The sequence below is a fragment of the Variovorax sp. Varisp36 genome, from assembly GCF_047304235.1.
Lineage (GTDB): Bacteria > Pseudomonadota > Gammaproteobacteria > Burkholderiales > Burkholderiaceae_C > Variovorax.
Genome location: NZ_JBGLYU010000055.1, coordinates 1 through 23,384, shown reverse-complemented (window position 1 = coordinate 23,384; position 23,384 = coordinate 1). Strand labels below are relative to the sequence as shown.

Sequence of the window (23,384 nt, the reverse complement as noted above, 5' to 3'; positions counted from 1 at the left end):
CATATGAGCGATGGGATAATCATTTGTTAATCTGCCGCACCGAACTTCTCACAAACATTCAGGGGACCCCATGATCCTGGTAACCGGCGGCGCCGGCTTCATCGGCGCCAATTTCGTACTCGACTGGATCGCCAACAGCGACGAGCCGGTCGTGAACCTCGACAAGCTGACCTACGCAGGCAATCTCGAGACGCTCGCATCGCTCAAGGACAACCCGAAGCACGTCTTCGTGCAGGGCGACATCGGCGACAGCGCGCTGCTCGACCGCCTGCTGGCCGAACACAAGCCTCGCGCCGTGGTGAACTTTGCGGCCGAATCGCATGTGGACCGTTCCATCCACGGCCCTGAAGACTTCGTGCAGACCAATGTCCTCGGCACCTTCCGCCTGCTCGAATCCGTACGCGGCTTCTGGAGTGCACTGCCGGCCGAGCAGAAAGCCGCCTTCCGCTTCCTGCACGTGTCGACCGACGAGGTCTACGGCTCGCTCTCCAAGACCGATCCGGCCTTCACCGAAGAAAACAAATACGAGCCCAACAGCCCGTACTCGGCCAGCAAGGCTGCCAGCGATCACCTCGTGCGCGCCTGGCACCACACCTACGGCCTGCCGGTGGTCACCACCAACTGCTCGAACAACTACGGCCCGTTCCATTTTCCCGAGAAGCTGATCCCGCTGATGATCGTCAACGCGCTGGCCGGCAAGAGCCTGCCCGTGTACGGCGACGGCATGCAGGTGCGCGACTGGCTCTACGTGAAGGATCACTGCAGCGCCATCCGACGCGTGCTCGAGGCCGGCAAGCTGGGCGAGACCTACAACGTCGGCGGCTGGAACGAGAAGCCCAACATCGAGATCGTCAACACCGTGTGTGCGCTGCTCGACGAGCTGCGCCCGCGCGCGGACGGCAAGCCGTACAAGGAGCAGATCACCTACGTCACCGACCGTCCGGGCCATGACCGCCGCTACGCCATCGACGCGCGCAAGCTGGAACGCGAACTCGGCTGGAAGCCCGCCGAAACCTTCGACACCGGCATCCGCAAGACCGTCGAGTGGTATCTCGCGAACAGCGAATGGGTGCACAACGTGCAAAGCGGCGCCTACCGCGAGTGGGTCGAAAAGCAATACGACGCGAAGGCTGCGGCATGAAGTTGCTGCTGCTTGGCAAGGGCGGGCAGGTCGGCTGGGAACTGCAGCGCAGCCTTGCGCCGCTGGGTGAACTGGTCGCGCTCGACTTCCACAGCACCGATTTCAACGCCGACTTCAGCCGCCCCGAGCAACTGGCCGAGACGGTGTTGAAGGTTCGCCCCGACGTGATCGTCAATGCCGCGGCGCACACGGCGGTCGACAAGGCCGAGAGCGAGCCCGATTTCGCACGCAAGCTCAACGCCACCTCGCCCGGCGTGGTGGCCGAGGCCGCGCAGCAGATCGGGGCGTTGATGGTGCACTACTCGACTGACTACGTCTTCGACGGCAGCGGCACCAGGCCCTGGAAAGAAGGCGACGCGACCGGCCCGCTCAGCGTGTACGGACAGACCAAGCTCGAAGGCGAGCAACTGGTGGCGCAGAACTGCCCAAACCATCTGATCTTTCGCACGAGCTGGGTGTACGCGGCGCGCGGCGGCAACTTCGCCAAGACCATGTTGCGGCTGGCGAAGGAGCGCGAGAAGCTGACCGTCATCGACGACCAGTTCGGCGCGCCGACCGGGGCCGAGTTGCTGGCCGACGTGACGGCGCATGCCATTCGAGCCACGCTGCAGGATCCGGCGAAGGCGGGTCTCTATCACGCGATTGCCGGTGGCGAGACGACGTGGCACGGCTACGCGCGTTTCGTACTCGAACTGGCGCAGCAAGCCGGCGTCGAACTCAAGGCCGGCCCGCAGGCTGTCGAGGCGGTGCCCACCAGCGCCTTCCCGACTCCGGCGAAGCGCCCGCACAACTCCCGGCTCGACACCTCCAAGCTGCAGACCATTTTCGGCTTGCGCCTGCCGCCCTGGCAGGAAGGCGTCGCGCGCATGCTGCGCGAAATCCTTTGAATCTTCACGAGAAAAAGTACATGACCAAGACGACGCAACGCAAAGGCATCATCCTGGCCGGTGGTTCGGGCACTCGCCTGCATCCGGCCACATTGGCCATGAGCAAGCAGCTCCTGCCGGTGTACGACAAGCCGATGATCTACTACCCGCTGAGCACGCTGATGCTCGGCGGTATGCGCGACATCCTGATCATCAGCACGCCGCAGGACACGCCGCGGTTCCAGCAGTTGCTGGGGGATGGGAGCCAGTGGGGGATCAATCTGCAGTATGCGGTGCAGCCGAGCCCCGATGGTCTCGCGCAGGCCTTCATCATTGGCGACAAATTCGTAGGAAATTCGCCGAGCGCGCTGGTGCTGGGCGACAACATCTTCTATGGGCACGACTTCGTGCACCTGCTGAGCGATGCTGATTCGAAACCTTCGGGCGCCACCGTGTTCGCCTATCATGTGCATGACCCCGAGCGCTATGGCGTGGTGGCTTTCGATGCGAAGGGCCGGGCCAGCAGCATCGAGGAAAAGCCGCTGCAGCCCAAGAGCAGCTATGCGGTGACGGGGCTCTACTTCTATGACAACCAGGTCGTAGACATTGCCAAGGCGGTGAAACCCAGCGCGCGTGGCGAGTTGGAGATCACGGCGGTCAATCAAGCCTACCTGGATATCGATCAGTTGAATGTGCAGATCATGCAGCGCGGCTATGCGTGGTTGGACACCGGCACGCATGAGAGCCTGCTAGAGGCCGCGCAGTTCATTCAGACCCTGGAGCATCGGCAAGGGCTCAAGATTGCCTGTCCTGAAGAGATTGCGTGGCGCAATGGATTCATCGATCGCGAGCAATTGGCAAGGCTTGCTGTGCCGCTTCAAAAGAACGGCTACGGCAAGTATCTGAATCATCTGTTGGCTGATGAGGTGCGCTCATGAAGGCAACACCCGCTGCGATTCCCGAAGTGCTGGTTATCGAGCCGAAGGTCTTCGGCGATGCGCGCGGCTTCTTCTACGAGAGCTTCAACGGCAAGGCGTTCGACGAGGCTGTCGGGCGGCATGTCGAGTTCGTCCAGGACAACCATTCGCGCTCGGCCAAGGGTGTGCTGCGGGGCCTGCACTATCAGATCCAGCAGCCGCAAGGCAAGCTGGTGCGCGTGGTGCAGGGTGCGGTGTTCGACGTGGCCGTAGACATCCGCAAGTCGTCGCCTACCTTCGGACAATGGGTGGGCGTGGAGCTGACTGCGGACAATCATAAACAGCTGTGGATACCGGCCGGGTTCGCACATGCCTTTCTTGTGCTCAGCGCGACAGCAGACTTCCTCTACAAAACCACAGACTACTATGCGCCGGCGCACGAACGCTGCATAGCGTGGGACGACCCGACAATTGGTATCGAATGGCCAGACATCGGGATGGCCCCCATGCTGTCCGCGAAAGATCAAACCGGCGCTTCGCTGAATCAAGCCGAAATCTTCAACTGAAAAGCAGCGAAGAACGGGTTGCGATGCAGTCGGTCCTGCAATTCCCTCGCGCCCCGCATGAATACTGGTTTTGCAGCGGCGCCGCCGGTGCACCGAATCCTCCCCAAATCGTTGAAAGATGAGCTAATTTTGGAGGATTTGCGTGATGAACGAACGCAGCGACGCGAGCGAGTATTCAAAGCACTTTTCATCAAATTGGCCGTATTTCTTGTTGCGGGCCGATGCGGGCGTCACTGGATCGGGTGGCACAATCTTCATTTATTCAGATATCAAGAGAGAAGTCAAATGTATAGTCACGCGGAATCCGCGCTCAGCCATTTTCAATCAAATTCTTGAATTAAGGATGCCATGAAAAGCGCTGAAAAATTCCGGATTGCGCATTTGAGCCCAGCGTATTTTTCTCCAGACTCGTATGTGGGCGGCGGGGAGAGATACGTCGACTATCTCGCGCAGTCCCTTCAAATGGTCGCAGGCTTTGAGCAGGCCATATTCTCGATTGGACCAGATGATCAGCTATTTTTGCGAAATGGCATTCCGGTTCGAGTCCTGAAAAACGAATCTTCACATCCCGGCATGACAAACGCATTGTCGACACGGCTCTGGCGCGAGCTTGAGGGGTTCGATCTCGTTCACATACACCAGTGTTTGACATTATTCGGCGCGTTCAGCACATCTATCGTTCGCTCGTTAAAAATTCCAGCTATTGGTACCGATCTCGGCGGTGGAGAGGACCCGCAAATGTTGCGTGGTCGCGGAATCGAGCTTTTAGACGGTCTGATTTCTATTTCAAAATATGCCCACAATCTGGTGGGTTCACATTTCAAAGGGCCGCACGACATTCTTATTGGGCCCGTGGATACCGATCGATTCGTGCCAGCCTCGCGAGAACCGTCTGCCAACGCAGGTCAAATTTTGTGTGTCAGCCGCATATTGCCACATAAAGGGATTGATCGCGTTATTGCGGCGCTGCCCGCCTCCCTTAGCTTGACGATCGTTGGTCGCCCTTATCATCAGGCGTACTACGAATTGCTCGTAAAAATGGCAGAAGGAAAAAAAGTTCGGTTCGTTCTAGAGGCCGACGACGACGCACTTCTTGATATCTACAATAAAAGTGCGGTGTTCGTGCAAGCATCCACGGCACGTGATATTTATGGAAACAATATTGCAAAGCCCGAATTAATGGGGTTGACTACCCTGGAGGCGATGTCATGTGGGTTGCCTGTTATTGTCTCCGATGCCGGGTCTCTGCCGGAATTGGTGACCGATGATCGATTCGGTCAAGTATTTTCCTCGCACGATGACTTGGTGGCGATTTTCGAAAAAGTGGCCGCCGGTGCTTGGCCGCCACCTGAGGCCGGAGAGCTCGCGCGTTCACACGTTATTTCTCATCACGGCCTCAATGCAATTGGGGTTCGCTTGGCTGACTTTTACCGGCGCACGATAGCGAGTAAAAAAAATTAGGGGTATGGCATTGCGAATTCTATTTCTCACCAATCTTTATCCGCCGTTCGTGATAGGCGGCTATGAAATTGCGTGCGCACAAACTGCAGAAGCGATGCGTAGTCGCGGGCATGAGGTCCAAGTCCTCACTACTTGGAGTCATGTCCCGCAAGAAACAAAAACGCCGGAGTGGGTTCGTAGGCGTCTCGATCTGCACTGGTATGTTCCTCATATGCCAAACCAGACCTTAGAAGCTCGTGATCTTCACAGCGCGGTCTGCTCGTCTTACTCCAACACACTCCACTTATTAGATGCTTTGACAAATTTCCGCCCGGACGTTGTTTCTGCGTGGAATCTGACAGGAATAGGTGGATTGGCCATGATGGACTTGTTGAATCATGTGGGTGTGCCTTGGACGCTTTATTTGGGAGATAGAGTACCGGTTGATATTGCAGCCAATGTCCCGGCTGATGTCAGAGGAATATTTAACGCTCGAGGAGGCGAAGTCTACGAGCAAGCCCGCATTTTCTCCGTAAGTCAAAATCTTCTTGATGAGATTGAGGCGGAATCGAGCATATCGTTTCCCCAAGGCGCCGATATTGTGGCTGGGTGGGCTGATCTTTCTCAATCATTGCCACATCAGCCATACCTGCAGAACGGGAAGGCGCGGTTCGTAGCGGCAAGTTCCATAGGGCCCCACAAAGGCACTGAGCTAATTGTCGAGGCCAGCGCACAGTTACAGTCAAGCGGAGTTGATTTCTCGGTCGACATCTTTGGTGAAGGCGATGTGCCGCGCTATGTAGATATGGCAAAACGGCTACGTTTGGAAGAACGTGTCCGCTTTCTCGGATCGCTGCCCTACACGGATCTCTTGAGGGCGTATTCGGCGTACGACGCATTTCTTTGTCCCACCTGGGAGCGAGACCCGTTCCCCTTTGCGCCCTTAGGGGCTGCAGGTTGCTACACCCCGCCGATATTGACTCGGAATTGCGGAACTAGCGAGCGACTTGTCGACGGGGTCCACTGTATAAAGATCGAGCGCACAACGGAAGATCTTGCAAGAGCAATGGCCGAAGTTGCCGCTGGGCGGGTGGATTTGGCCAAGATGGGCCGTGCCGGCCGACGGTTGATCGAGGGCGATCTATCTTTTGAGCGTCATCTGGACAAAATGGAACGTGCATTTGAGGAGTCCGCGCGGCCTTGGGAGATGCTTGACGATCCGAAGCTTCCACTGCTTCTGTTTCTGAAGCACAACTTGTCGGTGAGGTTGCGTTTTGGATGAATTTAAGCAATCCGCGCAGGCACAACGGCACCTGATTTTGGGTGGCGACGGGTTCATCGGTCGCCATGTGGCGTTGCTGTTGGCTCGCAAAGGCTTTAGTGTGACGATTGCCACGCGGTTGCCACAAAATTTTGCTTTCCCCGATGCCGAGGCTAGTCGCATCTCAAGAAGATCCTTCGAGTTGGCGTCGGCAGATTGGGACGAGCTTGTAAAAGATGTCGATGTGGTGCATCACTATGCTTGGAGTTCCATACCTGCCAGCGCAAATGCCAATCCGGCCGGCGATTTGCTTTTGAACGTCTCCGCGACCATCGGACTACTTGACGCGTTGAGGCGAAAAGGCCAAGGGCGCGTTGTATTTACATCATCAGGCGGAACTGTATATGGAAAGGTACACAGTACCCCGATCGATGAAGACGTCGTGCTTAGACCGATCACTGCCTACGGGGCAGGAAAAGTGTCCGCAGAAATATATCTGAGTTTATTCCGCTCCATGCATGGCATCGACTGCAGGATCGCGCGGATATCCAATCCCTATGGTGCTGGTCAAAATGTGGGGCGGGGTCTTGGGGCAATCACAACGTTCTTGCATCGCGCATTGACTGGAGAGGACATAGTTATTTGGGGCGATGGAAACGTAACGCGCGACTTCATTCACATTGCTGACTTGGCGGCTTGCTTGGCAAATCTGGCCGTAGCGCCGCCTTCGGATCAGTTCATCTTCAACGTCGGCACTGGCCTTGGGGCGAGTTTGAATCAGGCTGTCACTGAAATAGAGAAAGTTTTAGGTCGCCAACTTACCGTCAGGCGCTCTCCATCCCGGCTCATTGATGTGCCAGTGAATATTCTCGCCATCGATCGGGTATGTAAAGCGTTAAGCTGGGAGCCGCAGATTTCATTGTCGACAGGAATTGATAACACCATTAGAGATTTGAAGGCTGGTTACTTATTTTCCAGTCTGATCTAATGTAGGTGTTTTTTTTATTTTAATTTAAGCTGGAGAAATAGATGGAGCTTGGAAATTTATCCGAATTTGGGCGATCAAAGTCTTCAACCCGTTGGGCGACGAATCCAGTGCGAAGGTTTATTTGGTGGTTGATCGCCCCCTACTTCCGTGGCGCTGAGGGACGGATTGCGGCCAGGATCGATGCGATCGATTCGGGTATTCGCAGCAAAATTCCGGCCGAGCTTGAAAAGGTCGCGGTTGAAGCGGAAAAGAGGGCTTCCGCTAAGGTTGTCTCTCTAACGGGCGGGCTGCGAAAAGACGCATTTGCCGTCGCAAATCGTATTGCGGGATTGGAGGAGGAAGGTGGGGTCCTGAGTGGCAATATCTTTGCATTAGGCCAAAAAGTTGAATCGATTGCTCATGAGGTGGAGGAACGCATCAATAGGCTTGAAACTTCGCTCCAAAAATATGAACGGCTGAGTGCAAATCTGCCGCAGGAAAAAAATCCGAACGGCTTGATTATCGCCAAGGGGCAGGCGGCTGAGCGTCTGCTCGTGCGGCAAAATGATCATATCGGGAAGCGGATTATTGCGGGTGAAGAGTGGGAGCCGCATGTCCGAAGAGCAATAGAAGAGGCCGCTAGGCCAGATGGAATCGCGATTGATGCGGGCGCGTATATTGGCATACACACTCTTACGATGTCACGCTGCTTCTCCAGCGTTCATGCATTTGAGCCGCAGTTGGGGATTTTTCAGGTTCTTTGTGGCAATTTGGCCTTGAACGAGCGTTTGAATGTCATCACGCACAACGGCGCGCTATACGATCGCAGCATCGCCATGCGACTCGCGCCTCAGGACCATCAAGAAGTAGGCGTTCCGATGGTCGGCGGTGATATTGATTACAATCGAATTGAAAACGCTGCGGCTTTGTCGTTCGAGATTGCGACTCCGGGTGATCCGCATGTTAATGCAATCGCTCTCGATGATTTGTCGCTCGAAAATGTCTCGTTGATTAAGATCGATACTCAAGGTTCGGATCTTCGAGTGCTGGCCGGTGCGGAACGCACAATTGCCAAATCAAAGCCAGTCGTTCTTTTTGAATGGGAGCGGGATTTGGCAGCACTTCATGGGGCTACACTTGAAGGGTTTTTCGAGTTTTTTGAGAAGCTCGACTATGAGGTCAAGGTTTTACATGAGACATCTCCTGGGCGGCAGGCTGACTATATCGCCAAGCCTCGAAGCACTTGATCCTCGATGGTTAACGGTTTTCTGCAAATTCGACAAACGTAATGCGAATATTGATTCTGGCTCCTTGGCCGCATCGCCATCCTCGTAATGGCGGGCAACTTCGCGCTGCGTCTATAACAAGGGCCTATGAGGACGCCGGTCACGAAGTGCGGTCGGCGGGTCTATACATTCCTGGTGGATGCCGGGCTGATGACATCGGGCCGACGGACATTGCCCTGAGTGGTGGAGCCGCGGAATTCCATGCGGCACTCCCAGGCGATAAGCGACGTTCGGAGATGTCTTGGTGGGAGGCTGTGGCGGCGGCGCCAGAGAGCTTTGCCGCTTTTGTTGAGGCCGTGCGCGAATATCGACCAGATCTATTGCAGTTTGAAGAAATTGCGCTTTGGCCTGTCGTGAGGCGATTAAAACGCGAAGGATACTTGGAAGGCGTGACAATCGTGCATTCGTCATATAACTTCGAAACTATCGCATGGCGCCACAGGAGCGTTGTCGCGGGCGATGTAACGCCAGAGACGATTCGCGATATCGCTCAAATCGAGCGAGACATTGCCTCGGAGGTGGATCTTGTAGTCACTGTCTCAGACGGCGATGCTCAGGAATTTGTCAAATTGAATGCTCTGAAGGTGTGCGTTGCACCCAATGGCGTCGCCTCCGCTCAAAGGTCGAATATGGGGTCGGTTTCGTCATACCTGCCGGCCAGCGCGCCTTACGCCCTATTCGTTAGCAGTGCTCATCCGCCAAATGCACGAGGCATTGTCGATTTCGCTGCGGGAGCTTCCGGCCATCCGCTGCGCCACGGCGAGATTATGGTTTGTGGGAAAGTCGGGACGCTCATGGAGGCTGCTCCGCAATTCGGGAAGGCGACGAAGATTCTGGGAAGATGCCGCTTTCTGGGCTGGGTCGATGATGTTGCGCTGAACGCGCTCTATAGAAATGCCAGAGTAGTAATTCTTCCTAAAATGTATTCGGGAGGATCAAATTTGAAGACGGCGGAAGCTATTGTCAGTGGCCGCCCTATAGTTGCGACTAAGCTTGCCTTTGAAGGTTTTGAACAGTGGATTGACCTGCATGGCGTTGCAATAGCTGATGACCCCGACGAGTTTTGGAGGCTTGTCGATAGCTACCTGATGAACGAGCATGTCGAGCAACCCCGGCTACAGGAGACCGTCGAGGGATTGCTATGGAAAAATTGTCTTAAGCCTATGATTCGCGCAGCTGAATCAGCCTGCGCTCGCGGGGCACATATCGACTCGCTGGACGGATCAATGAAGGCCAATACGTCAGCTGTGGAAGAGCACTTGTAAGTCGTAGGCTCGTTTGGAGAAAGTGTTCATTTGCTAAGTGGTGAGCCCCGTAGTAATTCCCTCGCGCTGTGCATGAACATTGGTTTTTTGGGGGGCTGACGGCGTATCAAGTCCTTCAAGAATCGTTGGAAGTTGAATTGATTCGAGGGATTTGCGTGATAACCGAGGCCAGCGACGCGCCTGATTTTTCCGTCAGCGATTGGTCGAGATGATTGAACTGCGCTGCGCTGCGCTCGCGATGGCCGTGTCATCGAATAAGACGACCTGTTCGGTTCGAGCTTGCAGATCGCCGGCGGCGGTATTCGCTGCAGCGGGCTGGCCCACGCCTGCCACCGCGCCTGATGGTCAGCCTGCTGTCTCTGAACGTACCTATGAAAGCAGCGATGAAGGGCTCGTCATTCTTCAAATAGACAGGCTCGCTGCGTGCCCATTACGAAGATGGACGATAGGCACGAATGCTTAGACGAGAACCTGCGCGGTTGCAAGGCTGCCGTCGAGCGCTGGCAACATGCGCCGTAGCGTTTCCTCCAAAGTAGGGGCTTCAAGTTTGGCGCCATATCTTGATAGCAACGCATTCAATTTCGCCGGACTACCGCAAAGCCGATGTACCTCATTGCCTCGGACAAAGGCCGGGTTGACAGATATCTCCATTTTGTGGCCGGTTATCTGGGTGAAAGAGTCGATTACGTGCTGAAGCTCGTAAGGTTGACCTGAACACACGTTGTAGATTCCACCGGGCTCACCATACGCGAGCAACAAAAGATACGCGCTGCACACCATCCGAACGTCGTTGAACTCCCGCTCTACATGAAGGTTGCCAAGCGCAATAGAGGATGCTCGGTTGGCAAAGTGCAGGGCCAGCTTCGGAATCAGGAAGTTCACGTCTTGACCCGGCCCCGTATAGTTGAAGGGCCGGGTGATTATCAGATTCAGTCGATCCTCATATGTCCGGGCCATACATTCCATGGCGAGCTTGCTCATGGCGTAATGATTGACTGGTGCGGGCGGCTGGGCCTCACTGATTGGCGAATGCGCCGTATTGCCGTAGATGTTGGCGCTGCTGGCCAGAAGCACGCGTTGGGGCCGCACGGGCAGTCTGGCGAGCGCGTCGAGCAGGTTCGTGGTGCCCACCACGTTGACGGCATAGAACGCCTTTTCGTCCGCATGCCCGACGAAGCTGATTGCCGCCAGGTGAACCACCGCATCGGGTGATGCCTCGAGCACCTCTTGGCGAAGCGCGTCGCTGTCCGTCAGATCGGATTGCAGCGCAATGACCGAGTTTCCCTCGGCCAACGCGCGTTCGGTGAAATGCCGACCTGTGAAACCCTCGGCACCGGTTAGCAGGATCCTCAAAACGAGAAGCCCTGGCGATTGCGCCGCAGGTCTGCCTCGACCATCATCTGGCAAAGTTCCTCGAGCGTGGTCTTCGGCTCCCAGCCGAGTTTGGCCTTGGCCTTGGCTGGATTCCCGATCAGTAGTTCGACTTCCGCGGGTCGATAGAACTTCGGGTTGATGCGCATGACAGTCTTTCCGGTGGCCGTGTCCACGGCCGACTCGCCTTCGCCGCTGCCCTTGAAATCCACTGCGATGCCCGCGCCCTTGAACGCCATGTGCACGAAGTCTCGGACGGTTTCGGTGCGGTTGGTTGCCAGCACGTACGTATCGGGCGTGTCGATCTGGAGCATGCGCCACATGCCCTCGACATATTCCTTCGCAAAGCCCCAATCGCGCTTGGCGTCGAGGTTTCCGAGTTCAAGGGTGTCGAGCTTGCCGAGCTTGATCTTGGCAACGCTGTCCGTGATCTTGCGGGTCACGAACTCGCGCCCGCGCAAGGGGCTCTCGTGATTGAACAGGATGCCACTGCAGCCGAAGATGTCATAGCTCTCGCGGTAGTTGATGGTCATCCAGTGGGCATAGAGCTTGGCAACGCCGTAGGGACTGCGCGGATAGAAGGGTGTGTCTTCCACCTGCGGAATGGCCTGCACCTTGCCGAACATCTCGGAGGTGGACGCTTGATAGAAGCGAATCTTCGGGTTGACGAGGCGGATGGCCTCAAGCAGGTGCAGGGCGCCCACGCCCGTGATCTGCGCAGTCGCCGCAGGCTGGTTGAAACTCACGCCAACGAAGCTCTGGGCCGCAAGGTTGTAGACCTCGACTGGTTCGGCTAGGCGGATCAACTCTATCGAGCTTCCCAGGTCGGTCAGGTCGTACTCAACCAGATGCAGGTCAGGGTTGCTCTGAATGCCCAGTTCCTCGATGCGCCAGAAGTTGACCGAACTGGTGCGCCGATAGGTGCCATAAACGACGTATCCCTTGGCAAGCAGCAATTCGGCAAGGTAGGCGCCGTCCTGGCCCGTGATGCCCGTTACAACGGCATGTTTCTTCATGAGAACCTTCTCTGTATTGTCTAAAGAGCGCGTGACGCGGTGGCTTCTGCCATTCGTGGTGAGACACTGCGAATGGAGAAGCCGTCGAGCCCCGATTTTGCCAAATCGGGGAGTCCTGATTCAGAGCATATTTGGTTACGTAACTTGCCGACGGTTGGGTATACGGGGGTTACAGCAATCAACGGCAGGTTTTCGCCTCGCTGCAGGTCGGGGGAAGCACGTGCAGGGCCCGAAACTGCAACACCGATCCGGATTACGTGGCTGAAAGCCAACAGTCAACGGGGATAATAAATGTGAAGAGCGCGGACATATGCACCAAGCGTTGTGCCCCGACGCCGGGAGCAAGGACTGGCATCGAACGGGGTGGGCCCGCCAAATGCTCCAGATATACAAAGCAAGTATGAGTGACACAACACGAGACGCAGAAAAACTCGCCGAAGCCGAGCGGCAGATCGCCGCACTTAACTTGCGGTTGGAGTTGCAGGAGCGACTCGTATTAAGCAGCGACGCCTCCGTTGAGGCGCAGATCGAATCGGCAAATCAGCGCGCCGCACTCGCGCTGCAGCAGCATAACGAGCTGCTCCGATCGATGTCCTGGCGCCTGACTGCCCCGCTGCGGAGAGTGTCGGCTGCGATTCCCCCCTCCTGGCGTGGACATCTGCGGCGCGCGGCAAAAGCTACATGGTGGGTCGCGACGCCGTGGCACATGTCTCAGCGGCTGCAGTTTCTCAAGGATCGTCGTCAAACGGATGAGGCGAATGCGTTCCGTGTTGTGCCTGCCGCCGGCGCCGACGTTGGCTGTGACAGCCAAAGCGCCTATCGTCAATGGATCGCTGAGAACGAATCTCGCTCGGCGGCGTTGGTGGGAGGGGCCGCGAACCCGCGGTTGAGTTTTTTGCTTTGTGCAAGTGATGCGCAGCTCGAAATGCTGAGCAAGACGGTGCAATCGATCCGCGGGCAAAACTTGCTCCAGTGGCAACTTGTCGTGGCGAACACGGGTGACCATGCTGCTGACACGGTTGATGAGTTCCTTCGCGCGTTGCAGAACAAAGAGCCACGTGTCGTCGCGGTATCCGCTTACGGCAAGAGTCGCGCCGAAGCGCTGGCCGCCTGCCTTTCACGCGCCGATGGCGATTTCATTGCGGTGCTGGATGTCGGCGATGTTGTTGCACCGGGCACTGCAATCGAAATTGCGAATGCGCTCGTCAACGAACCCGCAAGCGATATTCTTTATGGCGACGAGGACGAACTGTCGGCTGAGGGCGGCCGAACTCGGCCTTACTTCAAGCCGAGCTGGTCGCCAGAACTACTCTATGTCTTCAACTATTTTGGTCGCCTGACGCTGTTGCGGCGGCAGCTCGTCGAGGCCGCGGGCGGCATCGACCCCGAAGCGGGGGACGGTTTCGAATGGGACCTGAATTTGCGCGCGAGCGACATCGCGCAAACCATCACCCGCATTCCCAAAGTGCTGTGCCATCGTGCGGCCGGCGGCCATCGAGACCGGCCGGATGCCGATTCGACGGAGGCCACAGCGCGGCGCGCAGTACTGCGCAAGTTCTGGGCGCAAAAGGGGATTGACGCTTCCGTTCAGACGCAACCCGACGGCACCCAGCACGCCACTTGGACGATCAACCAGCCGCCGCTCGTCTCGATCGTGATCCCTTCCAAGAACAAGGACCACCTGCTGCGCATGTCGGTCGGCGGGTTGCTGCGAGGAACGGCATACGCGAACAAGGAAATCATCATTGTGGATACCGGCTCTACCGAGCCGGAAACGCTGGCGTATTACGCCGAGCTCGCATCGGAGCCGAGCGTTCGCGTTGTCCATTTCAACAAGACCTTCAACTATTCTGCGGCGTGCAACTACGGCGCTGCGTTCTCGCAAGGCGAGATCCTGCTGTTCCTGAACAACGACATCGAGGTCACCTCTCCCGACTGGCTGCACGAAATGGTGCGCGTCGCGATGCGCCCGGGCGTCGGAGTGGTCGGTGCCAAGCTGGTGTTTCCCTCGGGCGAACTGCAGCATGGCGGCGTGGGCGTCGGCATTCACCTGTGTGGCCTGATGTATCGCAGCGCCGAGGGGCGCGGCTGGGGCGTGTTCGGCTCGCCGGACCATGCCCGCAACTGGCTCGCGATCATGGGCGCATGTCAGATGGTGCGGCGCGATGCCTTCGAACGCGTCGGCGGTTTCGACGAGTCGTACCTGATCGCAATGAGCGACGTCGCACTCTGCCTGAATATCTGGCGCGCCGGCTACCGGACTGCCTATGTACCGCAGGCCCGTCTCGTGCATCATGAAGGTGCGACGCGAGGCAACAGCAACCCCGGCGTCGATATGTCCCGGGTGGCTGACGACATTCGTACGCTGGGTATCGACGACGACCCTTATCTTCATCCCGAGTTGGATGCGAACTACGCAATTCCGGCCCTTCGAGTCGGCACGGCGCCGACGGTCCGCGAGAAGCTCAAGGTCAGTCTTCGCGAATTCGGCTCGCTGAGGCCGCAGGTGCAGACTCTTGATCTGTCGAATGACGGCGCATGCCTGGCCGTTGCCATGCTGCCGCGCGAGAGCGTGATCTGGGCGCCTCAGCCTGCGCATGGCGTGCGCGACGTCTGGTCTGCGGCCAGGTGGTGCCTGGATCTCTTGCGTACGCGCGCTGATGTCCGCCTGCGCTTCCCCGCTGCGCTGTCCGAAGGTCCCAATGGTGCGTTCTGCCGTTGGCTTGAAGCCGAAGGTGCAAATCGTTTTGGGCTCGACGGGGACGCGCTCGCCTCGATCCGCATGCTGTGGTCGGAAGATCTCGCAGCTCGTGCGCGACAGGTGTTTCTTTTTCATTCGGAAGTCAGGGCCGTGCTACCACACGGCTTGTTGCCCATTGGCAGGCGCGACCTGTTCTACTGGTTCATGCAGCACGGCCGGCGCGATACGGGCCTGAGGCTGGAGGAAGTCTGGTGGCTGTTTTGGACTGCCGCGGAAACGCCCGAGGCCGAACTGGTCAGGGCCTACGAATTCACGCCTGACTGGCAAAAGCTCTATCCCGACGGGCTGACGATTTTCGGCCGCCGCGCGTTTGCCTCCTGGTTCTGCGCAAATTACCGCGTGGCCGAACTGTGGGCCGACCCGGCGCGCTGGCCGGTTGACCTCCCGCCCGCCCGGCAGCTTCGATCGGCTTATCGCGCGCGCGAACAATGGCAGCGTGCGCATCCCGAAGCGCTCGACAAGATCGAGGCCGCCAGGGCGCTGATTGAATGGCTCCAGTTGCCCGAATCCATGCAGCCCGAGACGGTACGGGCATGGTGCGCCGGTCTCGACAAGGAAGGCGTGGCGGCTGAAATGACGACGCTCGGCGTCAACGTCATTGGCCATTTCTCGTATCCGTCGGGTCTTCGGGTCTCCGTGGAGGCACTGGCAAAGGGCTTGAGAGAGGTCGGCGTGCAAACCGCGCTGCGCGACCTTCGAACCGACAAGAAAGACGATCCGGTTCACGCACAGTTCCGCGATTTCGAGGATTTCGAAACGACCATCATCCACACACAACCTGAGCCCTTCTTCGACGAGGCCTATAGCCGCAGCGATCTGAACGAGCACTTGCCGCGCACTTATCGCATCGCCTACTGGTACTGGGAGTTCGACACAATTCCGGATTCGTGGCTTGATGCAGCTGCGAAGGTCGATGAAGTCTGGACGGCCACTGAATTCGTTGCCAAGGGCCTGCGTGATCGGCTGTCAATCCCGGTGCGAACCATATTCCCAGGCGTTGCGCTGGGCGCCTACCAGCAGAGAGAGCGCAAGTACTTCGGCCTGAAGGATGGAAGCTTCACGTTCCTGTTTACGTTCCACATGATGAGCGTCATGGAGCGCAAGAATCCGCTTGGCCTGATCAACGCGTTCAAGGCTGCGTTTTCGCCGACGGACGATGTGACGCTGGTGCTGAAGACGTCGTTCGGTGATCGTCACCCGGCGCAATTGAAGGAACTGCGCGCAGCCGCTGAAGGCCATAACATTGTGGTGATCGACCAGGTCTACAGTCCCGACGAAGTTCTGTCGCTGATGGACGCGTGCGACGCTTACGTGTCGCTGCATCGCAGCGAAGGGCTAGGCCTCACAATGGCGGAGGCGATGCTGATGGGCAAACCAGTCATTGCCACCAACTATTCTGGCAATGTCGATTTCATGGGTGAGGAAGATAGCCTGCTGGTGCCTTACAAGCTGGTGAAACTCGGTCGTCCGATTCCGCCTTACGACGAGAAGTTTGAGTGGGCAGAGCCCTCGACAGAGCACGCCGCGCAACTCATGCGACGACTCTACGAAGACCGCGAATGGGCGAAGCAGATCGGGGCGCGGGGCAAGGCTCGGGCAGCAATCGACTTGTCGTTGCAAACCGCCGGCCACAGGGCCGCTGCACGACTCGCCGAGATCCGAGCATCGATTCGGATGATTCCGAGGGGCTGAGCCCGCCGACAACGGGAAGGGGACGCGCCCAAGGCCAGGCGCGTGCGTCCTCCCCTGGACGTCGAGGAATCAGGCGGCCAGTTTCGCCCGCTCGGCCATCAATTCGGCCATATACGCCTCCATGTCTACCGCTTCCAGACGGCCATGGTTGAGTTTCACGACCTTGTTGCATTCCTTGACGATCAACTCGGGCGAGTGCGAAGCCAGCACCAGAATGCCGGACTTCGAAACCACGTCTCTCATCCGCTTTTCGGCTTTTTCAGTGAACTCCGCATCACCTACCGACAACCACTCGTCCATGAGCAAGATGTCGGCCTCGACACTGGTGGAGATCGAGAACGCAAGTCGCATCATCATCCCGGTCGAATAGGTGCGCACCGGCATGTTTACGTACTCGCCCAGTCCGCTGAACTCGCAGATGTCGGGCGTGAGGCGGTCGATCTCATTCATGTTCATGCCCATCACGAGTCCGCGCAACATGATGTTTTCGACCCCCGTGGCATCCATCTCGATGCCGAGCGACGGGTCAATCAGGCTGGCAACCGACCCTTGCCGCGCAAACTCGCCCGACGACGGTTCGTAGACGCCGGCCAGCGTGCGCAGCAAGGTCGATTTGCCCGCGCCGTTGTGACCCACCAGGCCGAGCCGGTCACCACTCTTGAGTTCGAGGTTGACGCCGCTGAGCGCTTGAACCACGGTCACGCCGGTTTCCTTGCCGAAGCGTCCGCCAGTCACAGAGGCTGCAAGCGTCTTCTTGAGGGAGTTGGCGCCAGCACCGTAGATCGGGAAGTTGACTGCGACGTTTTTGAGTGAAATGAATGCCATGGATCAGAGCCAGTAGACGACGCGGCGGCGGTACTTCGAGAACAGAAGAATGGCCAGGGTCAGACACATCGCCGTCCAGACCAGGATGCCGATCCAGCTGTGGATGTGTGCAACGCCGCCCATCAGCGGGGTGCGCAGAAGGTCCAGCATTTGCGCGAACGGGTTCCACAGCACGTACTTGGCGCGTCCGGGAAGGCTCTCGGGCAGCCAGAAGACGGGCGTCAGAAACATCAGCATCTGCATCACGCTGGTGACGATCTGCGTGACGTCGCGATAGCGTGTGCAAATCAGGCCCAACAGGAGGCCGAGGGCATGCGCATTGACGATCAGGATGGCAAAGGCTGGCAGGACAAGAAGCACCGACCATGACAGCGAAATGCCGGCCCAGATCGCCACCGGGATGTAGAGCACGATCTGATGGGCAAACTGGATCAGGTTGCGAGCCAAGCTGCGCCAGACGAACAGGCTGATCGGAAAGTAGCCCTGCTTGAGATAGTTGGACGACCCGACGAAGGCATTGCAGGCATCCGAAACGATGCTGGAGAAGAACCCCCAGAAGATGATGCCGAGCGCCAGGTGCGGAAAGAACCTGGAAAGCTCGGTGCCGAACAGCGAGCTGTACAGCGGACCCATGCCGCCGATCATCACGCCCATGCTCAAGGTGAGCCACATCGGGCCGAGCATCGAACGGCGATAGCGCAGAACGATGTCGAACCAGGCGAGGGTCCACCAGATGTCGGTGCGGCGGGTGCCTTGCCACCAGTCAGATAAGGCGCTTCGATGTAGATTGGAATGGACTTGGCTCATGTACGTCCGTAAGTGTCCGCAAGGCGGACGATGTCGTCTTCGCCCAGGTAGCCACCACACTGCACTTCGATGAGCACGAGCTCTTCGTCGCCGGTGTTGGTGAGGCGGTGTTTCTCTTTCAGGGGAATGTAGCGGTATTGGCCCGGCAAGGTCTGGTGCTCGACGTCTCCGATCTGCACGATGCCCTGGCCTTGTACCACTACCCAATGCTCGGCGCGTTGGTGATGATATTGGAGCGACAGTGCTTCACCGGGCCGGACCGTGATTCGCTTGACCTTGTAGCCTTCTTCTTCTTTGAGCGAGGCGTACGTGCCCCACGGGCGGTGGACTACCGGCGGCAGGTGCACAGTATCGTGCTTGCGAGCCTTGAGCACGTCGACGACCTTCTTCACCTTCTGCGCGCTGTCCTTGTGCAGAACCAGCAGCGCATCGGGCGTGTCGACGATCACGAGGTCGTGCACGCCAATGGTGGCGACGACCTTCGGGCCATAGCTTTCGACCTGCACGTGCGTGCCTGTCGTGTCGAGGGCCACGACATCGTCGGGAAGGGTGTTGCCGCTGGCGTCAGGCGTCAGCGCGTTGGACACTGCGGGCCAGGAACCCACGTCGCTCCAGCTGAACTTGGCGGGCACCACATGGACATTCGAGGCGTGCTCCAGTACCGCGTAGTCGATGCTGATGTCCGGTTGCAGGCCGAACGCATGCAGATCGAAATTGACGGCTGCACCGGAGGTCTTGGCGGTTTCGAGCGCATGCCTTGCCGCTCTGATCACATCGGGGGCGTGCTTCTCGAGTGCCGCGATGATGGTGTCCGCGGTGAATGCGAACATGCCGCTGTTCCAGTAGTACCGACCTGTGGCAAGGTACTTCTGTGCCGTCTCGAGGTCGGGCTTCTCGACGAAGCGCTTGACCTCCTGGCTCTCGCGTGAAACGTGTTCTACCTCGATGTAGCCGAAGCCGGTGTCGGGGCTCGTCGGGCTCACGCCAAACACCACGAGATTGCCTTCCTCGGCGAGCCGGAAGGCTTCCGTTGCACTGGCTACGAAAGCGTGCACATCCGGCACCAGGTGGTCTGCGGAAAGGACGAGCATCACGGTGTCGCCGCTGAACTGACGCGCACATTGAAGCGCTGCCAGCGCGATGGCTGGACCGGTGTTGCGCCCCTTGGGCTCGAGAAGAAAGGTCGTGTCCGGCGGGTCGCTCATCTGCCCGAGCACGTCCTTCGTGAGGAACAGATGGTCCTTGTTGGTCACGATCATCAGATCACCGGTCCCGCAAGCCTGCCCACGTTCGACGGCTTGTTGAAGCAGCGTGGAATCACCGATCTTCATGAATGGCTTGGGAAAAGCCTGACGCGAAGCAGGCCAGAGCCTGGATCCGGCGCCTCCCGAGAGCACCACTGAGAGTAGTCTCATTGTTTTCCTTTAGCTTTTGAACCGGTCAATTTTACGGGCAGCCCTCTGACTGCCGGCGCGCGGGGGAGAAACGCTGCCGCAGTCCTTCGTTGCGGCTCGTTGCGAAGATAATCCCCTCCCGCAAGACCGGCGATGCCAGGTTCCGGCATTGCCCTGTCTATTTCAGGTATTCCTCGACAAGCTCCGCCTCATCCGCCTCGCGGATGCGCAATCTCTATGAAATCTGTCTATCGATTCATCCTCGGCCTGGCCGGACTTTGGCAAGGCCCCGGGCTGATGGGGCGCGTGCAGCGGGCGTGGCGAATGTTCAGGAAATCGGGCTGGCCCGGCATCCGCTGGGAGCTGGGCCGGCGCTTCGGCGGCTACAACAACTATTCGACCTGGGTGCGCCGCTACGACACGCTGACGCCCGAGTTGCGCGACCGCATTGCCCAGCGCGTGGCTGCCATGAACGACCGGCCCCTGATCTCAATCGTCATGCCCACCTACAACCCGAACCCCGGCTGGCTGCGCGAGGCCATCGAATCGGTGCGGGCGCAGATCTACCCCAACTGGGAGCTCTGCATCGCCGACGACGCCTCTCCCTCGGCGGAGGTGCGCCAGATCCTCAAGACGTACAGCGAGAGCGACCCTCGAATCAAGGTCTTCTTCCGCCCCGAGAACGGCCACATTTCGGCCGCTTCCAACAGTGCGCTGGAACTGGTCTCGGCCCCTTGGGTCGCGCTGATGGACCACGACGACCTGCTGCCCGCGCATGCGCTCTTCTGGGTGGCAGATTGCATAGTGGCCCATCCCGATGTGAAGCTGATCTATTCCGACGAGGACAAGGTCGACGAGGGCGGCCACCGGTTCGGCCCGTACTTCAAGTGCGACTGGAACGTCGATCTCTTCCGCTCGCAGAACATGTTCAGCCACCTCGGTGTGCTCTCGACCGAGCTCATGCGCTCGGTCGGCGGTTTCCGCGTCGGCATGGAAGGCTCGCAGGACTGGGACCTCGTGCTGCGCTGCATGGAGCGCGTCGAACCCGGACAGATCCGGCACATTCCGCGCGTGCTGTACCACTGGCGCGTGCACAGCGAGAGCACAGCCCGTTCGATGAGCGCCAAGCCCTATGCGGCCATCGCGGGCGAGCGCGCGCTGAACGAGCACTTCGTGCGCACCGGTGTGCGCGCCACGGCCGAACACCTCGACTTCGGCTATCGGGTGCATTACGCCTTGCCCGATGTCTTACCCTTGGTTTCGGTAATCATCCCCACGCGCAACGCCCTGAAACTGACGCGCCAGTGCGTGGAGTCGATCCTCGCGAAGACCAGCTATTCGAACTACGAGATCATCATCGTCGACAACGGCTCCGACGATCCGGACACGCTGGCCTGGTTCAAGCGCACTGCTTCGGAAAAGCCGAATGTCCGCGTGCTGCGCGACGACCGCGACTTCAATTATTCGGCGCTCAACAACGGTGCGATCCCCGCAGCGAACGGCGAAATCCTCGCGCTGGTGAACAACGACATCGAGGTCATCACGCCCGACTGGCTGAGCGAGATGGTTTGCCTGGCCGTTCAGCCGGGTGTGGGAGCGGTGGGGGCCCGGCTCTGGTATCCGAACAGGACACTGCAGCACGCAGGCGTGATCCTCGGCATCGGCGGCATTGCGGCGCATGCGCATCGGGGCATGCCGGTCGGGCGTGAAGGTTATGGCGGCCGCGCTGCACTGATTCAATCGTTCTCCGCTGTCACGGCGGCCTGCCTCGTGATTCAGAAACGGCACTACCTCGCCGTGGGCGGCCTCGACGAAGTGCATCTGAAGGAGTCCTTCAACGACATCGACTTCTGCCTGCGCCTGCGCGAAGCGGGCCTGCGCAATGTCTGGACGCCGTATGCGGAACTGTTCCATTACGAGTCCGCGACCCGTTCGAAGAACATGTCCCCGAAGAGGCAGGCCCAGTTCCAGGAAGAGTCCGTCTACATGCACCAGCGCTGGGGCGATCTCATCCAGAACGACCCCGCCTACAGCCCCAACCTCATGCTGGCCCGCGAGGACTTCAGCTACGCCTGGCCGCCCCGCCTGCCCCCGGTCTGATGGCTCTCGACGTCTCCGTCGCGCTCTGCACCCGCAACGGCGCGCGCTATCTCCCCGAGCAGATCCGCAGCATCTGCACGCAGGCGCCGTTGCCGCGGGAGATCGTGCTGTCCGATGACGGTTCGACCGACGACACCCTGGCCGTCGTGCGCGACACCCTTGCGCAGTGCGGCGTGGCCGATCGGATCGAATTGCGCGTGTTCAGCAACACGCCGCCGCTGGGCGTCACGCGCAATTTCGAGCAGGCCGTGCGCGCCTGCAGCCATGACCTCATTGCCTTGTGCGACCAGGACGATGCCTGGCATCCTGGCCGGCTCGCGCGCATGGTGGCGCAGTTCGAGGCGCGTCCCGACCTGCTGCTGCTCCACACCGATGCGCGCCTGGTCGATGCCCAACTCGAACCCCTGGGCTCCACACTCTTCCACGCGCTGGAAGTGCAGCCCGCGGAACTGTCGGCCATCGCGCATGGCGAGGCCTTCGGCGTGCTGCTGCGGCGCAATCTCGTGACCGGCGCCACCACGATGTTCCGCAAGACCCTGCTCGACACGGCGTTGCCGTTCGCGCCCGAATGGGTGCACGACGAGTGGCTGGCCGCCGTGGCCGCGGCCATCGGCCGCATGGACGTGCTGCCCGAACCGACCATCGACTACCGCCAGCACGCCAGCAACCAGATCGGCGCGCGGCGGCTCACCTTGTCCGAGAAGATCGCCAAGGCATTTGTCGAGCGTGGCGACAAGCACGTGGCGCGTCTGCGCCGGGCCGAGGCGCTGCTGCGGCGCCTGCAGCAGCTCGGCACCAGGGTGCCAGCCCGTTACCTGGAGGCACAGCGCGACAAGGTTGCGCACCAGAGGTTCCGGGCCGAACTTCCGTCAGCGCGGCCGCTGCGCCTTTTGCCGATCCTGATCGAGGCGGCGCGCGGGCGCTATGCGCGCTTTGGCCGCGGTGGGCACGCCATCGTGCAGGACTTGCTCGAACGCGGCTGACTCAACCGCGAAGCCGCCAGTACCGCCAGAACGCCCCCGACAGCCACACCTTCAGCAGGCTGGTCACGTGCCAGTACAGGTATTTCTTGCTCCGGTGGCTTTCGCGTTGTGCGTCGTGTCGCGCCACCAGGTCCTCGCCCACCTGCAGCTTCCAGCCAGCGAGCCGGGTGCGTGCGCAGATGTCGAAGTCTTCCCCGTACATGAAGAAGCGCTCGTCGAAGCCTCCGACTTCCCGGTACGCCTCGCTGCGAAACAGCATGAACAGCCCGGGGATCCACGCCGGCACGCTGGGCCGCACGTAACCGGGCTTTTTGCGCCCGACGATCTCGAAGGGGGTGAGCAAGGCCCGGTGCGGCTCCGGTGTGTTCTTTCCCGGCTCCAGGATGCGCGGCGTCAGCAACCCGGTGTCAGCCGCGGCTTGCGCCAGCAGCGGCGTCAGCACGTCGCTGTCGAAGCGGATGTCCGGGTTCAGCACCAGGAACCACGGCGTGCCGCAGCGCTCGAAGGCCTGGTTGTGATTGGCGCCGAACCCCTTGGGGCTCGCGTTCCCGATCCGCTCCACCTCGCAGCCCCAGTTGCGGCCGGCGAGCACATCGGGCTCGGGGATGTTCAATGTGAGCACGACCTTGGCAATGACGGCTCGGCTGTGCCGGTCCAACTGCTCCAGCAGCGGCAGCACCAGCGGGAGCTGGCCGTGGCTCACGATTGAAATGGTGATCGGGGGGC

18 protein-coding genes are annotated in these 23,384 nt (G+C 59.3%); 12 read left to right on the top strand and 6 right to left on the bottom strand.

Annotated features, from left to right (window positions below):
- Nucleotides 1–70: 70 nt before the first annotated feature.
- The 9 genes from rfbB to ACCD11_RS24770 all read left to right on the top strand — a co-directional run bounded on the left by rfbB (nt 71) and on the right by ACCD11_RS24770 (nt 9,709).
- A complete protein-coding gene (gene rfbB / locus ACCD11_RS24810) occupies nt 71–1,141 on the top strand; it encodes a dTDP-glucose 4,6-dehydratase (RefSeq protein WP_413315839.1) in 1,071 nt (356 codons plus the stop codon).
- Nucleotides 1,138–2,028 (top strand): dTDP-4-dehydrorhamnose reductase, encoded by an 891-nt coding sequence (gene rfbD, locus ACCD11_RS24805; protein ID WP_413315838.1) that lies wholly within the window; start codon nt 1,138–1,140, stop codon nt 2,026–2,028. The genes rfbB and rfbD overlap by 4 nt, the downstream gene beginning before the upstream one ends.
- Nucleotides 2,029–2,048: 20 nt before the next feature.
- Nucleotides 2,049–2,945: a glucose-1-phosphate thymidylyltransferase RfbA gene (rfbA, locus tag ACCD11_RS24800; protein WP_413315837.1), complete on the top strand. Its 897-nt coding sequence runs from the start codon at nt 2,049–2,051 to the stop codon at nt 2,943–2,945.
- Nucleotides 2,942–3,490, top strand: a complete 549-nt coding sequence (rfbC, locus tag ACCD11_RS24795; RefSeq protein ID WP_413315836.1) for a dTDP-4-dehydrorhamnose 3,5-epimerase — start codon at nt 2,942–2,944, stop codon at nt 3,488–3,490. The genes rfbA and rfbC overlap by 4 nt, the downstream gene beginning before the upstream one ends.
- Nucleotides 3,491–3,838: 348 nt before the next feature.
- Nucleotides 3,839–4,951, top strand: a complete 1,113-nt coding sequence (locus tag ACCD11_RS24790; RefSeq protein WP_413315835.1) for a glycosyltransferase family 4 protein — start codon at nt 3,839–3,841, stop codon at nt 4,949–4,951.
- Nucleotides 4,952–4,955: 4 nt separating this feature from the next.
- Nucleotides 4,956–6,212 carry a glycosyltransferase family 4 protein gene (locus ACCD11_RS24785; RefSeq protein ID WP_413315834.1) on the top strand — a complete coding sequence of 419 codons (1,257 nt, stop codon included), beginning with the start codon at nt 4,956–4,958 and terminating at the stop codon, nt 6,210–6,212.
- Entirely contained in the window at nt 6,205–7,179 is a 975-nt protein-coding gene (locus ACCD11_RS24780; RefSeq protein WP_413315833.1) for an NAD-dependent epimerase/dehydratase family protein, read from the top strand. The genes ACCD11_RS24785 and ACCD11_RS24780 overlap by 8 nt, the downstream gene beginning before the upstream one ends.
- Before the next feature lie 128 nt (nt 7,180–7,307).
- Nucleotides 7,308–8,405 (top strand): FkbM family methyltransferase, encoded by a 1,098-nt coding sequence (locus tag ACCD11_RS24775; RefSeq protein ID WP_413315832.1) that lies wholly within the window; start codon nt 7,308–7,310, stop codon nt 8,403–8,405.
- A gap of 41 nt (nt 8,406–8,446) precedes the next feature.
- The gene (locus tag ACCD11_RS24770; protein WP_413315831.1) at nt 8,447–9,709 is read left to right on the top strand and encodes a glycosyltransferase family 4 protein; all 1,263 of its coding nucleotides are present in this window, start codon (nt 8,447–8,449) and stop codon (nt 9,707–9,709) included.
- A 459-nt stretch (nt 9,710–10,168) separates the two neighbouring features.
- On the opposite strand, the gene ACCD11_RS24765 is transcribed toward ACCD11_RS24770, so the two are convergent.
- Together ACCD11_RS24765 and gmd are read right to left on the bottom strand one after the other, a co-directional pair.
- The gene (locus ACCD11_RS24765) at nt 10,169–11,062 is read right to left on the bottom strand and encodes an NAD-dependent epimerase/dehydratase family protein (RefSeq protein ID WP_413315830.1); all 894 of its coding nucleotides are present in this window, start codon (nt 11,060–11,062) and stop codon (nt 10,169–10,171) included.
- Nucleotides 11,059–12,096, bottom strand: a complete 1,038-nt coding sequence (gmd, locus tag ACCD11_RS24760) for a GDP-mannose 4,6-dehydratase (protein WP_413315829.1) — start codon at nt 12,094–12,096, stop codon at nt 11,059–11,061. Before gmd ends, ACCD11_RS24765 begins: the two co-directional genes overlap by 4 nt.
- A gap of 400 nt (nt 12,097–12,496) precedes the next feature.
- Between gmd and ACCD11_RS24755 the strand changes: the two genes are divergently transcribed.
- The gene (locus ACCD11_RS24755; RefSeq protein ID WP_413315828.1) at nt 12,497–16,549 is read left to right on the top strand and encodes a glycosyltransferase; all 4,053 of its coding nucleotides are present in this window, start codon (nt 12,497–12,499) and stop codon (nt 16,547–16,549) included.
- A 69-nt stretch (nt 16,550–16,618) separates the two neighbouring features.
- Here ACCD11_RS24755 and ACCD11_RS24750 read toward each other — a convergent pair whose 3' ends face one another.
- The 3 genes from ACCD11_RS24750 to ACCD11_RS24740 are packed head-to-tail and all read right to left on the bottom strand — an operon-like array spanning nt 16,619 to nt 19,596.
- On the bottom strand, nt 16,619–17,374 hold the full coding sequence (locus ACCD11_RS24750) for an ABC transporter ATP-binding protein (protein WP_413315827.1): 756 nt from the start codon (nt 17,372–17,374) through the stop codon (nt 16,619–16,621).
- A 3-nt stretch (nt 17,375–17,377) separates the two neighbouring features.
- Nucleotides 17,378–18,181, bottom strand: a complete 804-nt coding sequence (locus ACCD11_RS24745) for an ABC transporter permease (protein ID WP_007838976.1) — start codon at nt 18,179–18,181, stop codon at nt 17,378–17,380.
- On the bottom strand, nt 18,178–19,596 hold the full coding sequence (locus tag ACCD11_RS24740) for a mannose-1-phosphate guanylyltransferase/mannose-6-phosphate isomerase (RefSeq protein WP_007838978.1): 1,419 nt from the start codon (nt 19,594–19,596) through the stop codon (nt 18,178–18,180). Before ACCD11_RS24740 ends, ACCD11_RS24745 begins: the two co-directional genes overlap by 4 nt.
- A 216-nt stretch (nt 19,597–19,812) precedes the next feature.
- On the opposite strand from ACCD11_RS24740, the gene ACCD11_RS24735 reads away from it, so the two are divergent.
- Both ACCD11_RS24735 and ACCD11_RS24730 read left to right on the top strand, forming a co-directional pair.
- Nucleotides 19,813–21,675, top strand: coding sequence for a glycosyltransferase (locus ACCD11_RS24735; protein WP_413315826.1), 1,863 nt, complete (start codon nt 19,813–19,815; stop codon nt 21,673–21,675).
- Entirely contained in the window at nt 21,675–22,658 is a 984-nt protein-coding gene (locus tag ACCD11_RS24730; RefSeq protein ID WP_413315825.1) for a glycosyltransferase family 2 protein, read from the top strand. The genes ACCD11_RS24735 and ACCD11_RS24730 overlap by 1 nt, the downstream gene beginning before the upstream one ends.
- Before the next feature lies 1 nt (nt 22,659).
- Here the strand turns inward: ACCD11_RS24730 and ACCD11_RS24725 are convergent.
- The coding region (locus ACCD11_RS24725; protein ID WP_413315824.1) for a glycosyltransferase family 2 protein at nt 22,660–23,384 on the bottom strand (725 nt) is incomplete at its 5' end.

Excerpts from the sequence above, each read along its gene's own strand:
- rfbA (WP_413315837.1), top strand. The coding sequence starts at position 2,049 with ATGACCAAGACGACGCAACGCAAAGGCATCATCCTGGCCGGTGGTTCG.
- gmd (WP_413315829.1), bottom strand. The coding sequence starts at position 12,096 with ATGAAGAAACATGCCGTTGTAACGGGCATCACGGGCCAGGACGGCGCC.
- ACCD11_RS24740 (WP_007838978.1), bottom strand. The coding sequence starts at position 19,596 with ATGAGACTACTCTCAGTGGTGCTCTCGGGAGGCGCCGGATCCAGGCTC.
- ACCD11_RS24785 (WP_413315834.1), top strand. The coding sequence starts at position 4,956 with ATGGCATTGCGAATTCTATTTCTCACCAATCTTTATCCGCCGTTCGTG.
- ACCD11_RS24750 (WP_413315827.1), bottom strand. The coding sequence starts at position 17,374 with ATGGCATTCATTTCACTCAAAAACGTCGCAGTCAACTTCCCGATCTAC.
- ACCD11_RS24745 (WP_007838976.1), bottom strand. The coding sequence starts at position 18,181 with ATGAGCCAAGTCCATTCCAATCTACATCGAAGCGCCTTATCTGACTGG.
- ACCD11_RS24735 (WP_413315826.1), top strand. The coding sequence starts at position 19,813 with ATGAAATCTGTCTATCGATTCATCCTCGGCCTGGCCGGACTTTGGCAA.
- rfbD (WP_413315838.1), top strand. The coding sequence starts at position 1,138 with ATGAAGTTGCTGCTGCTTGGCAAGGGCGGGCAGGTCGGCTGGGAACTG.
- ACCD11_RS24730 (WP_413315825.1), top strand. The coding sequence starts at position 21,675 with ATGGCTCTCGACGTCTCCGTCGCGCTCTGCACCCGCAACGGCGCGCGC.
- ACCD11_RS24770 (WP_413315831.1), top strand. The coding sequence starts at position 8,447 with ATGCGAATATTGATTCTGGCTCCTTGGCCGCATCGCCATCCTCGTAAT.
- rfbB (WP_413315839.1), top strand. The coding sequence starts at position 71 with ATGATCCTGGTAACCGGCGGCGCCGGCTTCATCGGCGCCAATTTCGTA.
- ACCD11_RS24790 (WP_413315835.1), top strand. The coding sequence starts at position 3,839 with ATGAAAAGCGCTGAAAAATTCCGGATTGCGCATTTGAGCCCAGCGTAT.
- ACCD11_RS24755 (WP_413315828.1), top strand. The coding sequence starts at position 12,497 with ATGAGTGACACAACACGAGACGCAGAAAAACTCGCCGAAGCCGAGCGG.
- rfbC (WP_413315836.1), top strand. The coding sequence starts at position 2,942 with ATGAAGGCAACACCCGCTGCGATTCCCGAAGTGCTGGTTATCGAGCCG.